The organism is Pseudomonas corni, from assembly GCF_057128765.1.
The window spans coordinates 72277-85223 of record NZ_JBSKHW010000005.1; the positions used below are offsets into that span (position 1 = coordinate 72277).

The 12947-nt window shown below is 59.3% G+C and carries 9 protein-coding genes and 2 pseudogenes; 3 read left to right on the top strand and 8 right to left on the bottom strand.

The window, feature by feature from the left end; translation table 11 throughout:
- Window positions 1-203: 203 nt before the first annotated feature.
- Genes mmsA through ACWKV9_RS10565 form a run of 4 tightly spaced genes read right to left on the bottom strand, consistent with a single transcriptional unit; the run spans window position 204 to window position 5444 of the window.
- On the bottom strand, window positions 204-1703 hold the full coding sequence (mmsA, locus tag ACWKV9_RS10550) for a CoA-acylating methylmalonate-semialdehyde dehydrogenase (protein ID WP_483836060.1): 1500 nt from the start codon (window positions 1701-1703) through the stop codon (window positions 204-206).
- Window positions 1704-1725: 22 nt separating this feature from the next.
- On the bottom strand, window positions 1726-2535 hold the full coding sequence (gene iolB / locus ACWKV9_RS10555; RefSeq protein WP_483836061.1) for a 5-deoxy-glucuronate isomerase: 810 nt from the start codon (window positions 2533-2535) through the stop codon (window positions 1726-1728).
- 2 nt (window positions 2536-2537) lie between these two features.
- Window positions 2538-3458, bottom strand: coding sequence for a myo-inosose-2 dehydratase (iolE, locus tag ACWKV9_RS10560; RefSeq protein ID WP_483836062.1), 921 nt, complete (start codon window positions 3456-3458; stop codon window positions 2538-2540).
- A 48-nt stretch (window positions 3459-3506) separates the two neighbouring features.
- Window positions 3507-5444 carry a bifunctional 5-dehydro-2-deoxygluconokinase/5-dehydro-2-deoxyphosphogluconate aldolase gene (locus ACWKV9_RS10565; protein ID WP_483836063.1) on the bottom strand — a complete coding sequence of 646 codons (1938 nt, stop codon included), beginning with the start codon at window positions 5442-5444 and terminating at the stop codon, window positions 3507-3509.
- Between the two features lie 356 nt (window positions 5445-5800).
- Here ACWKV9_RS10565 and ACWKV9_RS10570 point away from each other — a divergent pair, with 356 nt between their 5' ends.
- The 3 genes and pseudogenes from ACWKV9_RS10570 to ACWKV9_RS10580 all read left to right on the top strand — a co-directional run.
- Window positions 5801-6736: a MurR/RpiR family transcriptional regulator gene (locus tag ACWKV9_RS10570; protein WP_483836064.1), complete on the top strand. Its 936-nt coding sequence runs from the start codon at window positions 5801-5803 to the stop codon at window positions 6734-6736.
- A 369-nt stretch (window positions 6737-7105) separates the two neighbouring features.
- A pseudogene (locus ACWKV9_RS10575) lies at window positions 7106-7789 on the top strand (PAS domain-containing protein); the annotation flags it as partial.
- 105 nt (window positions 7790-7894) lie between these two features.
- Window positions 7895-8326 (top strand): annotated as a pseudogene (locus ACWKV9_RS10580) (methyl-accepting chemotaxis protein); the annotation flags it as partial.
- Between the two features lie 97 nt (window positions 8327-8423).
- Here ACWKV9_RS10580 and ACWKV9_RS10585 read toward each other — a convergent pair.
- From ACWKV9_RS10585 to ACWKV9_RS10600, 4 genes are read right to left on the bottom strand one after another with little or no spacing between them, the layout of a single operon-like run.
- Entirely contained in the window at window positions 8424-9434 is a 1011-nt protein-coding gene (locus ACWKV9_RS10585) for a lysylphosphatidylglycerol synthase domain-containing protein (protein ID WP_483836204.1), read from the bottom strand.
- A 5-nt stretch (window positions 9435-9439) separates the two neighbouring features.
- Complete coding sequence (clsB, locus tag ACWKV9_RS10590) at window positions 9440-10687, bottom strand: cardiolipin synthase ClsB (protein ID WP_483836065.1); 1248 nt, start codon at window positions 10685-10687, stop codon at window positions 9440-9442.
- A complete protein-coding gene (locus ACWKV9_RS10595) occupies window positions 10684-11478 on the bottom strand; it encodes an endonuclease/exonuclease/phosphatase family protein (RefSeq protein ID WP_483836066.1) in 795 nt (264 codons plus the stop codon). The genes clsB and ACWKV9_RS10595 overlap by 4 nt, the downstream gene beginning before the upstream one ends.
- Window positions 11475-12392 (bottom strand): DUF72 domain-containing protein, encoded by a 918-nt coding sequence (locus ACWKV9_RS10600; RefSeq protein WP_483836067.1) that lies wholly within the window; start codon window positions 12390-12392, stop codon window positions 11475-11477. Before ACWKV9_RS10600 ends, ACWKV9_RS10595 begins: the two co-directional genes overlap by 4 nt.
- Between the last annotated feature and the right edge of the window lie 555 nt (window positions 12393-12947).

The following is a 12947-nucleotide window of genomic DNA, read 5'->3' on the forward strand; positions in this document are numbered from 1 at the left end:
GTGCATCAGGCAGACCGCGTTGCATGTCTCGCCAACAAGTTGGCTCCTACAGAAATAGTCATTGGCCGCTGCGATCAGTGTAGGAGCGCGCTTGCCCGCGATTACGGTTTATCTGCCGATACATCTCCATCGCATGTGCTGGCCTCATCGCGGGCAAGCGCGCTCCTACAGGGAATTGTCCCCGCACGTCCGAGGTGAATCGGTTATTTCGCGGTCGGCATACTGAATTCGGCACCCTTGACGATGCTGTCCGGCCAGCGTTGCATTACGCTTTTGTAGCGGCTGTAAAAGCGCAAACCTTCTTCGCCGTACGCATGGTGATCGCCGAACAGCGAGCGTTTCCAGCCGCCGAACGAATGCCAGGCCATCGGCACCGGAATCGGCACGTTGATCCCCACCATCCCCACCTTGATGTTGCGCGCGAACGCCCGGGCAATACCGCCGTCGCTGGTGAAGCACGACACACCGTTACCAAACTCATGGGCATTGATCAGCTCCACCGCCGCTGCAAAATCTGCCACATGCACGATCCCCAGCACCGGGCCAAAAATCTCTTCTTTATAGATGCTCATCTCAGGTGTCACGTCGTCGAACAAAGTCGCGCCGACGAAGAAGCCGTTCTCTGCGCCCGGCACCGAAAAATGACGGCCATCGACAATCAGCTTCGCGCCTTCCTTCACGCCCTGATCGATATAGCCCTCGACCTTGGCCTTGTGTACCGCCGTGACCAGCGGGCCCATGTCCGAGTCAGCATTCATGCCGTTGCCTACCTTCAGCGCGTCGATGCGCGGCAGCAGTTTGTCGATCAGCTTCTGCCCGACATCGCCCACCACCACGGCAATCGAAATCGCCATGCAGCGCTCGCCCGCCGAGCCATACGCCGCGCCAATCAGTGCGTCCGCCGCCTGATCCAGATCGGCATCGGGCATCACGATCATGTGGTTCTTCGCTCCGCCCAACGCTTGAACGCGCTTGCCGTTGGCCGTGCCTTGCTGGTGGATGTATTCGGCAATCGGCGTCGAACCGACAAACGAAATCGCTTCAATCCCCTTGTGCTGAAGCAGCGCGTCCACCGCCACCTTGTCGCCCTGCACCACGCTGAACACACCGTCCGGCAGACCCGCTTCTTTTAAAAGGCGAGCCATCAACAGGCTGGCGGAAGGATCACGCTCGGACGGCTTGAGGATGAAGCAGTTGCCGGTGACCAGCGCCATGGGGATCATCCACAGCGGCACCATTACCGGGAAGTTGAACGGCGTGACGCCCGCGCAGACGCCCAACGGCTGACGCAGGTTCCAGTTGTCGATGCCGCCGCCGATGTTATCGCTGAAATCGGTCTTGAGCAGGGTCGGCGCGCCACAGGCGAACTCGACGATTTCGATACCGCGCACCACTTCGCCCTTGGCATCGGAAAACACTTTGCCGTGCTCGCGAGAGATGATCGCCGCCAGTTCGTCGTGATACTGATCCAGCAGCTCCTTGAACTTGAACATTACCCGCGCCCGGCGCAGCGACGACTGATCGGCCCACGCCGGGAACGCTGCCTGGGCGGCGGCAACCGCGTCATTGACGGTCTGAACGCTGGCCAATGCCACGCGGCCTTGCACCTCGCCCGTGGCCGGATTGAACACGTCGCTGAAGCGCTCGCTGCTGTCCTGAATCTGGCCGTTGATGTAGTGACCGATAACCGGGGTGTTGCTCATGATCTGCTCCTTGAAAAATGGTTTACAGGTCCAGAAGCCAGCTGTGCTCTGGATCGTTATGAAAGTGCCAGGCGCGTTTGGGCCCGGCCATCACGTTCAGATAATAGGACTCGTAACCATAGGGCACGCTGACCGGGTGATAACCCTTGGGCACCGTCACCAGATCATTGTTCTCCACAGCCATGGCCTGATCGATGCTGCGATCGTCGGTGTACACGCGCTGGAACACGTAGCCCTGGGCGGGGTTGATCTGGTGGTAATAGGTTTCTTCGAGAAAGCTCTGGTGCGGCAGATCATCGGTGTCGTGCTTGTGCGGCGGGTAGCTGGACGAATGCCCGGACGGCGTGCGCACTTCCACCACCAACAGCGCGTTGGCCGGTTCCGTGTCCGGCAGGATGTCGCACACATAGCGCGTATTGGCGCCTTTGCCGCGCACACTGCGTTTCATGGTCTCGGGTCTGATCAGGCGTGCGGGCAGGTCTTTGTCAGCGTCACCGGGCGCTGCGCACACGGCAATCTGCACCGCGCTCAGGGCCGTGATTTGCGCCTGACTGCCGGGGGGCAGATACACGGCGAAGGGGGATTTTTCTTCGAACACCGATTGACGGTCGCCGATGTTTTCCCAGCTAAACGTCCCTTGCGTCGGGGTCTCGCCACTGACATTGACCCGACCGCTCAGCAGCACCAGGCACAGTTCCTTGTCACCGGCGCTGACCGGCAGACGCTCGCCAACGGTCAGGCGATAAGCGGAAAAACCGACGTATTCCAGAACGCCTTCGCCGAGTGCTACCACGTCGCGGCCTTCGGGCTTGCTCTTGACCAACAGGTTCATGCTCACACACTCCTTTGGGCGGGATTTTGTTCTTGGGCGGCGGCCAGCAGATTGCGCAGCGTCTGGTAGCCCTTCTCGGCATAAATGTAGCTCGGCGCGACGGCGGGGTCCTGCTCGGCCTCCACCACCAGCCAGCCGCTGTAATTGGCGGCAAGCAATACGTCCAGCAACGCGGCGAAATCAATGTCGCCATCGCCGGGGACGGTGAAGGTGCCATTGATGATGCAGTCGGGGAAGCTCCACAAATTGTTGCGCGCCAGTTGCACCACTGGCTTGCGCACATCCTTGAAATGCACGTGACAGACCCGGTCAATGTGCGTGCGCAACACTTGCAACGGATCGCCGCCGCCCATGTAGCAATGGCCCGAATCGAATAACAACCCGACCTCAGGGCCGGTGCGCGCCATCAGTTGGTCGATGTCCTCGGGAGATTCAACGTAGGCGCCCATGTGGTGGTGATACGCCAGACGCACGCCTCGGGACAGAGTGAAGCGCGCCAGTTCGGTGAGCTTGTCAGCGTAGTCCTGCCAGGCGCGCTCGCTTTGAAAACGCGGGCGTTCAACCAAGCGGATTCGTTGCCCCTGGATTGAATCGGCAACCTCGCCATAGACCAGCACCGTCGCGCCATTCTGTTTCAGCAGCTCGACGTGACTGGCGATGGCTTCGATCTCTTCGGCCACCGAGCGGCTGGCCAGACGGCTGGAATACCAACCCGAAACCAGCGCCAGGTCGTAGGGACGCAACACGTCGCCCACACCCTTGGCGTCCTTGGGGAATTTGCCGTTGAGCTCAAAACCTTCGTAGCCGATCTGCTTGCCTTCACTCAGCGCTGTACTCAGGGGGGTTTCGCCCCCCAGAGCGGGCAAGTCGTCGTTGCTCCAGGAAATCGGGTTGATGCCAATGCGGATTGAAGAAACAGGCATGTTCTGCACCTTTTTTGTTTTTGTGGCTGGCACAAATGAGCGGAGCGATCAGGCTCTGGCGTCACGCCAGGATTCAATCAGGAAACAGAAATTGGCCTGCACCCGGGCAATCAGGCCCGCGTCGTCGATCTCACCTTCGAGCCATGCGCGGCTGGGCTCATTGAAGATCGTCCGGCCCACGGCAAAGCCACGGCACGTGATGCTTTTGCTGGCCTGCTTGAACCCTTCGGCCAGTTCCTGCGCAGGCGCGTTGAGCCCCAGCAATACGACGCCACGGCAGTAAGGGTCGCGCTCTTGAATAAGCGCGTCGAGTTGCTCCCAGACCTGGGCCGTCTGCCCTTCGATTTTCCACCACGCGGGGTAGATGCCGAGGTTGTACAGGCGTTTTAGCGAACGCAGCATCACGTCCGGATAGGTCGAGGGATGATCCTTGGGCGGGATGATTTCCAGCAGCAATTCGTGGCCGCTGGCTTGGGCGGCGTCATACAGCGCCTTGATCTGCGCTTCCTGCTCAAGGCGCAGCAATGGCTCGTCATCAGGGTGATATTGCACCAGACACTTGATGATCTGCTCCTTGGGCCAGCTCAATAGGTTGCTGCCGACCGAGCGGCCATGCTCGAACGCCAGCGGGCGCGACCCCTGCACCTCCACCGGCCGCGCGACCCACCAGCCACGCCCGGTGGCGGCGTTGAGCGAATCCTGACCAAAGCGCTGATCGGCCAGAAGCCCGACGTCGGCCGGGATGCCGCGTTTGTGCAGGTTGGCTTCGACACGTTCGACCGCTTGGATAAACAGCTGCTTGAGCTGACCGATGCTGGCCAGGTCACGCCCGGCCTTTTGCGCAAGCTCCACCAACTGACCGCGATGATCGAAGGCAAAAATGAACAACTGACGCCACTGTTTGCGAGGCACGCTGACCTGATGCAGGCGTTGCAGGATCGGGTCCTGATCGGGGCGTGTGATCGGCACCGGGCTGTTGAACAGGTATTCCAGTTCGGCAGGAGTCGGCATGGCAGGCGCGCAAGCGTGACGCGATACAACGAGACCACCGCAGGCATTGGCCAACTGGCAGCAGCGCTCATCAGACTCGTCGTTGAGCCAGCCCTTGAGGAAGCCGGACATGAACGCATCGCCCGCGCCCAGCACGTTCAGCACTTCCACGCGCACGCCGGGGTAAATCGCGCCGTCTTCAAGGCGGGCCGGAATCGCGCCATGAATCACCGTGCAGCCTTGGGGGCCGAGTTTGACCACCAGAGTTGCGGCCGTGAGTTCACGCACGGTGCGCAGCGCTGTCAGCAAGTCGGTGTCGCCACCGGCAATCAGGAATTCTTCTTCGGTGCCGACGATCAGATCGAATCGCGGCAGGATGCGTTGCACATGCTGGCTGACTTTCTGGTCGGCCACAAAACGCGTGGCACCATCGGCTTTGCTCGCCAAGCCCCACAGGACCGGGCGGTAATCGATGTCGAGTACGCGTCTGACGTTATGCTTTTCGGCGTAGTCCAAGGCCTGGCTGCTGGCCTTGAACACCTGATCAGTGGAGAAATGCGTGCCGGTGATCAGCAGCGCTTTGCTGGAGGCAATCTGGGCTTCGTCAATGTCGTCGCTGCTCAGGGCCATGTCAGCGCAGTTTTCGCGGTAGAACACCAGCGGGAAGGTTTCGCGGTCCTTGATGCCTAGCAGGACCATGGCAGTCAGGCGTTCCGGATCGACCTTGATGCCGCTGACATCGCAGCCTTCGCCGGCCAAAGATTCGATGAGGAAGCGGCCCATGTGATCGTCACCGACGCGAGTCAGCATTGCCGACTTCAGACCGAGTCGCGCAGTCCCGAAGGCAATGTTGGCGGACGATCCTCCCAGGTACTTGGCGAAACTGCTGACGTCTTCAAGCCGCGCGCCCACCTGCTGCGCGTAGAGATCGACGCCCAGGCGCCCCAGGCAAATCACATCCAATTCACGCCCGACAACAAAACGAGTCTGGCCCATAGTGGCTCCTGTTATTTTTATCAGCCTGCGTCATGCACGGGTGCATAAAACGCTCTTGGTGGGAGCAGACTAGATCGCCTTGAAACACCGATCAACAATTATTCTAAATTTTTTTCATGTGGAATATATTTTCCACTTCTCCTTGCTAGGTGTTGATGTGCATTAAACACAGTCGATAGAAATCTGAACCGCTGTAAACTGCGCGTTCTGATGGGCGCGGCCATCCTCTGTAGGAGCCAACTTGTTGGCGAGGCTTGATGCGGTGTGTCAGACCCAGCGCCTCGCGAATGAATTCGCTCCTACAGAGAACTTGCGCGGTATGCGCGCATAAGAACAATCCAAAGGAACTCAAGCGTATGTCCAGCACCGATCAGCCGTCTTTGCCTGACACCAGCGTCGACACTGCCGCCCCCGATGCGGTGTTGGCGAGCCCGCCGGATTCTGCCGAGGCGCTGCTCAAGCTGATCACCAGCGAATTCGAAAGCCTGCCCCGCCAGCTCAAGCGCATTGCCAGCTACATGAGTCAGCAGAGCGACCGGATCATGGTTGATCGCATCAGCGACATCGCCCGTGAATGCGAAGTACACCCTTCGGCCATCGTGCGTTTTTCCCAGCGTTTCGGCTTCAGCGGATTCAGCGAGATGCAGGCGCTTTTTCGCGAGGCCTACACCCACAAAGCCACCCCGGTGCAGAACTACCAGCAACGCATCCGCAGCATGATCGCTAACAAATCGCAGAAAGCCAGCGGCGGCGATCTGGCCCGTGAGTGTGTGCAGGCCACCCTGTCCGGACTGGAACGGTTAGCCCTGGAACTGGACGATGAAGCGTTCGACAAGGCCGTCGACCTGGTAGTCAACGCCGACAACATCTATGTCGTCGGGGTGCGACGCTCCTTCGCAGTGGCCGATTATCTGGTCTACAACCTGCAACACACCAACAAGCGCATCCACTTGATCTCCGGCCTGGGCGGCAGCTACCGCGAGCAGATGCGCAGCGTGCGCGCCAACGATCTGGTGATCGCCATCAGCTTCACGCCCTATGGCAAAGAGACCCAGCACTGCCTGCGTATCGCCCAGCATCATCAAGCCAAGACGCTGATCATTACGGACAGCAACCTCTCGCCGCTGGCCAAGCGCGCCAACTCGGTGTTGCTGGTCAACGAAGGCAGCTCTTTCGCCTTCCGCTCCCTGAGCGCCACCTTGTGCCTGTGCCAGGCGCTGTTCATTGCCGTGGCGTATCGCCTGGAATTGAAAGTGGACGAAATATCCGAGCAGGTTGGGTTTGATGACTAGCGCAGCTGACCTCCATTCGTTGTAGGAGCGCGCTTGCCCGCGAATGCCACAACGCGGTTCATCAGATAAATCGCGCAATCTTCTTTCGCGAACAAGCGCTCTCCTACAAACTGAAGCCTTATACAAACCCGACGAACTGTACAACTATTTGTATGGCTATTTAACACCATCCACGTATGATCAGCTCACTGCCAGGGAAAAGCAGCAGAGTGCTAGCCCGCGCTCGCCGGGCCATGGACAGGAACCCTTCAAAGCGTTACGTCCTGAGCCGCCACCATGTTCTTTGACTCTGCCAAGAAAAAACTTGTACAAGACCTGCAACTCACCCTCTCCCACCAGACCAGCTTGCTGGACGCGATCAACCGATCGATGGCCAGCATTGAGTTCGATCTCAATGGGGTGGTGCTGTCGGCCAACGATAACTTCCTGAGCACGATGCGCTACCGCAGCGAGCAAGTGGTGGGCAAGGAGCACAAGATCTTCTGCACGCCGGATTTCGCTCGCAGTAGCGAGTATTCCAGGCTGTGGGCCCGCCTGCGCAACGGCGAATTCGTTTCATCGACCTTCCAGCGTATCGCGGGCGACGGCAGCACAGTGTGGCTTGAGGCAAGCTACAACCCGATCAAAGACCTGGACGGCAAGGTGATCAAGATCATCAAGTACGCCATGGACGTCACCGCTAAAGTCCAGGCCGAAAACGAAACCCGCAGCAAGCTGGCGGCCATCGATCGGGCCATGGCGGTTGTCGAGTTCGATCTGGCGGGCAACATCATCGCGGCCAACGACAACCTGCTGCGCCTGATGGGCTACAGCCGTCAGGAATTGCTCGGCAAAAATCACAAGCTGCTTTGCCCCACGGATGTGCTTGCCAGCGCGGAATATGAAGACTTCTGGCGGCGGCTGAACAAAGGCGAGTTTTTCAGCGGCCAGTTCAAGCGGGTCGGTCGTCACGGGCAAACGCTTTGGCTGGAGGCCAGTTACAACCCGGTGTACGACGCCAGTGGCGTACTGTGCAAGGTGGTCAAATTCGCCTCCGACATTACCGCGCGCATCGAGCAGCACGAGCAGGATTCTCGCAGCGCGTCCCAGGCCTACCACATCTCGGTGCAAACTCAGAAAGTCGCCGAGCAAGGCACCCAGGTGATCCAGCAAGCGGCCAGCGAAATGCGCGAAATCTCGCGCAATATCGAGGATTCGTCACGCATTATCGGTCAGCTTGGCGAGCGCTCTGAGCAGATCACCGCCATCGTCAATACCATTCGCAGCATCGCCGATCAGACCAATCTGCTGGCGCTCAATGCCGCCATCGAGGCCGCGCGTGCGGGTGATCAGGGGCGAGGATTTGCCGTGGTGGCAGACGAAGTGCGGCAACTGGCGGGGCGCACCAGCCGCTCAACCGAGGAGATCGCGCAGATGATTCAGATGATTCAAAGCGAGACCAAACAAGCCATCACCAGCATGGACAACACCCGCAGCAACGCGGCCAAAGGTGTGGACCTTGCCGATCAGGCGGGCTCGGCTATCGTGCAGATCAGCGACGGGACCAACAACGCGGTGGATGCGGTGCGGATGTTTGCTCAGAAGGACTGACTGTCTTTGTAGGAGCGCGCTTGCCCGCGAAAATCAGACGACGCGATCCGTCAGGCAAACCGCGTTTGCCTTATTCGCGGGCAAGCGCGCTCCTACATTACAGGCCGCTAGCGGCCTCATTATTCATCCGCATGGTCTTCGCGCGTTTCTCCAGCACCACATACACCACCAGCGCCAGCAGCAGCGGGACCAGGAAGTAAATCACTCGATAGCCGATCAGCGCAGCCAGCAGTTGCCCCTTGGAAAACTGGTGCTGCATCAATGCAATGAACACGGTTTCCAGCACGCCGAGCCCGGCGGGAATATGAGCGATGACACCGGCGATGCTGCTGATCAGCAAAATTCCGAGCACGGAAGGATAGAAGGCTTTTTCAGGCAGCAGCACGTAAATCAGCAGCGCCATCAAACCCCAGTTCAACGCGCCGAGCAAAGCCTGACGCAGTGCCTGATTCAGCGATGGCAGGACGAGAACCTGTTTGCGGAACTTCCAGGTGCGCTTCTTCGAAAATCGACAAGCGACGAAGTACGTCAGGCACACCGCCAGCAACGCGAATCCGATCAATTGCAGCGTGGTGTCGCCGATTTTCCAGCCGTCCGGCATATCGATAAAGCGCGCCGAAAACACGATCCCGGCCAGCAACATGTAGCCGAGCCAGTTGGTGATCAGACTCAGGCTGAGAATCCGGGTGATGGTCGGTACGTCCAGCCCCAGCCGCGAATACAGCCGATAGCGCAAGGCGATGCCGCCGACCCAGGAACTGAGATTGAGGTTGAACGCATAGCACACGAACGTCACCGGAATGATCTGCTTCACCGATAGTTTGTGCTCGGTGTAGCGTCGCGCCAGGATATCGAAGCCGCAATAGGTCAGGTAACTGCCCGCCGCGATCAAGAACCCCAGCGCCAGGGTGCTGGCCTTGTAGGACTGCAGCGCCTGCTTGACCTCGTTCCAGTCCAGATTCTTGACCAGCAGAAACAACATCACCGGCACAGCGATGAAGAAAAACAGCGTGAAGACAATCTTCGCCCATTTCAGCAGCGTGGCGTGCTTGCCAACCGGCTTTCCCTGGGGCTCGGATTGGGGCTTAGCATTTGACGTTTCAGACACCGCGCTCATACCGACTTCTCCTGATCTGGCAGTTCACGTTTGAGTTCGGCCGCTTCCGGAATCACATCCGGAGTGCGTACCGGCTTGAGCCGAAGACCGTGCACCGGAAACAGTCCTGCGATGGCCGGAAAATGCCGCAAGAAGTGAAAGCTCAAGAAGATCATCGGTGCGCGCCACCACTGCCCTTTTGCCAGCCCTTTTAGGTTGACCTGCTTGCTGTGGGCGGCGGCCAGATCCTTCAAATGCTCATGCAGTTGCTGGTTCAGACGCTGGTCGCGGATGAACAGGTTGGCTTCAAGGTTCAGCGCCAGGCTTAACGGGTCCAGATTGCTGGAGCCGACCGTGGACCACTCCTGATCGATCAGCGCGACCTTGCCATGCAGCGCGCGCTGCTTGTATTCATGAATGATCACGCCTTCACGCAAAAGCCAGGTGTAAGTCAGCCGCGAACACATGCGCACAAACGGCATATCCGGCTGACCCTGAAGAATCAGCGTGACCTTGACCCCACGTCGCGACGCACTGCGCAGTTCCCGCAGAAAACGGTAGCTGGGGAAAAAGTAGGCATTGGCAATGGTGATGCGCTGGGTCGCAGTGCGCATTGCTTTCAGGTACTGCTCTTCGATATCAGTGGTGTGTTCGCGGTTGTCGCGCTCGGCCAGCAACATTCGGGCGCTGCCAGTCTGGCGGGTCACGACCTTGAGCGGCGACCAGGTCTTGCGCACGACCGGCCCGAGCATGCCCGCCGTTGATCGGTAGATCTCGGCAACGATCGGCCCGCGGACTTTGACCGCGTAATCCTGTTTGGCCGTGATACCGGTATCGGCCATATGATCGACGCTGTAGTTGATGCCGCCGATGAAAGCGGTTTCGGCGTCGATGACCACGACCTTGCGATGCAGACGCCGAAACAGATTGGTGCGCATGCCCATGAACTTGGGGCGGGGGTCGAACAGTTGAATCTGCACGCCCGCGTCGGTCATTTGCATGATGAATCTTGAGCTCAGATCACTGGTGCCGTAATCGTCGACGGTCATCACCACCCGCACGCCACGATTGGCAGCCTTGATCAAAACCTGCTGCAACGCCTCGCCGACGCGGTCCTCGAAAATGATGAAAGTCTCGATCAACACTTCCTTTTGCGCCGCGCCAATGGCGTCGAATACAGCGGTGAAGAAGTCTTCTCCGTTGATCAGCAACTCAACCGAGTTGCCCTCGTGCCATTTCCCGACCGGGGTATTTTTAGCGCTCATAACGTGACCTCCACCGCCAACGGCGCATGATCGGAAAGATGGGACCAGGGCCGGTTGGACAGCACTCTGGGGGCGCGAACGCGAGCGTTACGCACGTAAATTCGGTCTAGGCGCAGCAGCGGAAAACGCGCCGGGAAACTTTTTGCTGGCGCACCGAAAGCGCCGACGAACACTTCCTGCAACCCGGTGCCTGCCAGCGCGGCATCAGCCTTCTGCCGCCAATCGTTGAAATCCCCGGCGACGATGACCGGTGCATCCTGCGGCAAACGTGCGAGCAGATCGGCCATCAGCTTCAGCTGCTGCTGACGGTGGTCTTCCTTGAGACCCAGATGCACGCAGATCGCATGCACTTCCCCGGCATGGGGCACGTCGAGTACGCAGTGCAGCAGGCCTCGCTCTTCAGTGCCGTGGATCGAAATATCGAGGTTTTCATGACGCAGAATCGGGTATTTCGACAGCAGCGCGTTGCCATGGTGGCCATGGGGATACACCGCATTGCGCCCGTAGGCGAAGTCGGTCCACATGCTGTCGGCAAGAAATTCATACTGCGAAGTGGTCGGCCAGTCTTTGACCTTCTGCGCATGGTTTTGCTGTTCGCCATGGACTTCCTGAAGGAACACCACGTCAGCTGAAACGTGCCGAACGGCATCGCGCAGCTCCGGCAGGATGAAGCGCCGGTTGAAGAAGCCAAAACCCATGTGCATGTTCATGGTCAGCACGTTGAGCGTCACCTGAGTGGTGGCTGACTCGCGCGGGCCAGTGGTGTGTCGGGGGGTTAACGCACTGGTCAAAGCTGGGCTCCTTGCAGGTCGCCGGGCGCCACTTGCAACCCTTTGGCAAGATCAAATCGCTCAAGCAATGAGCGGGCGTCGTAAGGTGCGCGGACCTTGATGTCGTTGTCGAAATAACAGAATACGTCGCGGGATTTACGCGCTCGGGGTCCCTTGGCAACCACCACTTGCGCATCGGCCGGCTGCTTGCCGTTGCGCCAGGCGTCGATGCGGTCACCCCAGCGTTTCAGCGCCGGTGCCGTGTAGCCGCTGGCATACAGCTTCTTTTCGCCATGCAGTCGCAGGTAAACGAAGTCGCTGGTGAGGTCTTCCAGATACGGCCACTTGCCTGCTGTGTCCGCCACCACCAGTGCCACGTTGTATTTGCGCAGTAAGGCAATGAATTCAGCGGCGCGGAAGCTTTCATGACGAATTTCGACAGCGTGGCGGACCCGGCCCTTGGCGGGAATGTCTAGATAACCAGGCTTGTGCATACGCTCGGCAGAGGATTTGGCGCAGGCTTTCGCCGCTTTGCCGGTGTGCGGCAGGAGCGTCAGAAAGTGCTCGAACTTCTCGGGATCGAACCTGAAGCTTGGCGGAAACTGCCACAGGATCGGGCCCATCTTTTCCTTGAGCTGGAAGATCCCCGACGCGAAGAAATTGGCGATGGGCTCTTCGACCTCATTCAACCGTCTGACGTGGGTGATGAACCGCGGGCCCTTGAGGCTGAACATGAAATCCTCGGGAGTATCGGCATACCAGCGCGCGTACAGGTCCGGGGACTGCAATGAGTAAAACGAGCCGTTGATCTCGATACTGTTGACCGCACGGGAGGCGAATTTCAGCTCGTTTTTTTGCGTTAGGCCCTCGGGGTAAAAATCCCCACGCCAGGGCACGTAGCGCCAGCCAGAAATGCCAATGCGGATATCGCTCATGGAAGAAGTCTCGTGCGTCCGGTCAACAGAACGGTTCACGTCATATGAAGCCTGACGGAGACGCTGGTTCCATGGGTTTGGTGCGCAGTTGCATACAACGGTGCAAGCATCGCCGAAATGCCGCTTCTGCCCGGACGCTTAGGAGTCCGGCTTGCCGACGATAGGGCGCGAAGCGGACCCAAAACCCGGCTACCGTATTTATGCCTGACACACCGCATGCTTAGGTTTTGCTGCCGCTTCGCGCCAGATCGCGGGCAAGCGACGCTCCTACGCCCTTCGGGCAGAATCAACCGCGTCGCGGGCGAACCGTGATCCAACGGGCGGTTTCTGAACCGCAAGGTCGCCGAAACACCGCTTCTGCCCGGAGGGCGTAGGAGTCCGGCTTGCCGACGATGGGGCGCGAAGCGGACCCAAAACCCGGCTACCGTATTTATGCCTGACACACCGCATGCTTAGGTTTTGCTGCCGCTTCGCGCCAGATCGCGGGCAAGCGACGCTCCTACGCCCTTCGGGCAGAATCAACCGCGTCGCGGGCGAACCGTGATCCAACGGGCG

Coding starts and splice junctions, on each gene's coding strand:
- iolB (WP_483836061.1), bottom strand. CDS start 2,535: ATGAACCTGTTGGTCAAGAGCAAGCCCGAAGGCCGCGACGTGGTAGCA.
- clsB (WP_483836065.1), bottom strand. CDS start 10,687: ATGAGCGCTAAAAATACCCCGGTCGGGAAATGGCACGAGGGCAACTCG.
- iolE (WP_483836062.1), bottom strand. CDS start 3,458: ATGCCTGTTTCTTCAATCCGCATTGGCATCAACCCGATTTCCTGGAGC.
- ACWKV9_RS10570 (WP_483836064.1), top strand. CDS start 5,801: ATGTCCAGCACCGATCAGCCGTCTTTGCCTGACACCAGCGTCGACACT.
- mmsA (WP_483836060.1), bottom strand. CDS start 1,703: ATGAGCAACACCCCGGTTATCGGTCACTACATCAACGGCCAGATTCAG.
- ACWKV9_RS10565 (WP_483836063.1), bottom strand. CDS start 5,444: ATGGGCCAGACTCGTTTTGTTGTCGGGCGTGAATTGGATGTGATTTGC.
- ACWKV9_RS10600 (WP_483836067.1), bottom strand. CDS start 12,392: ATGAGCGATATCCGCATTGGCATTTCTGGCTGGCGCTACGTGCCCTGG.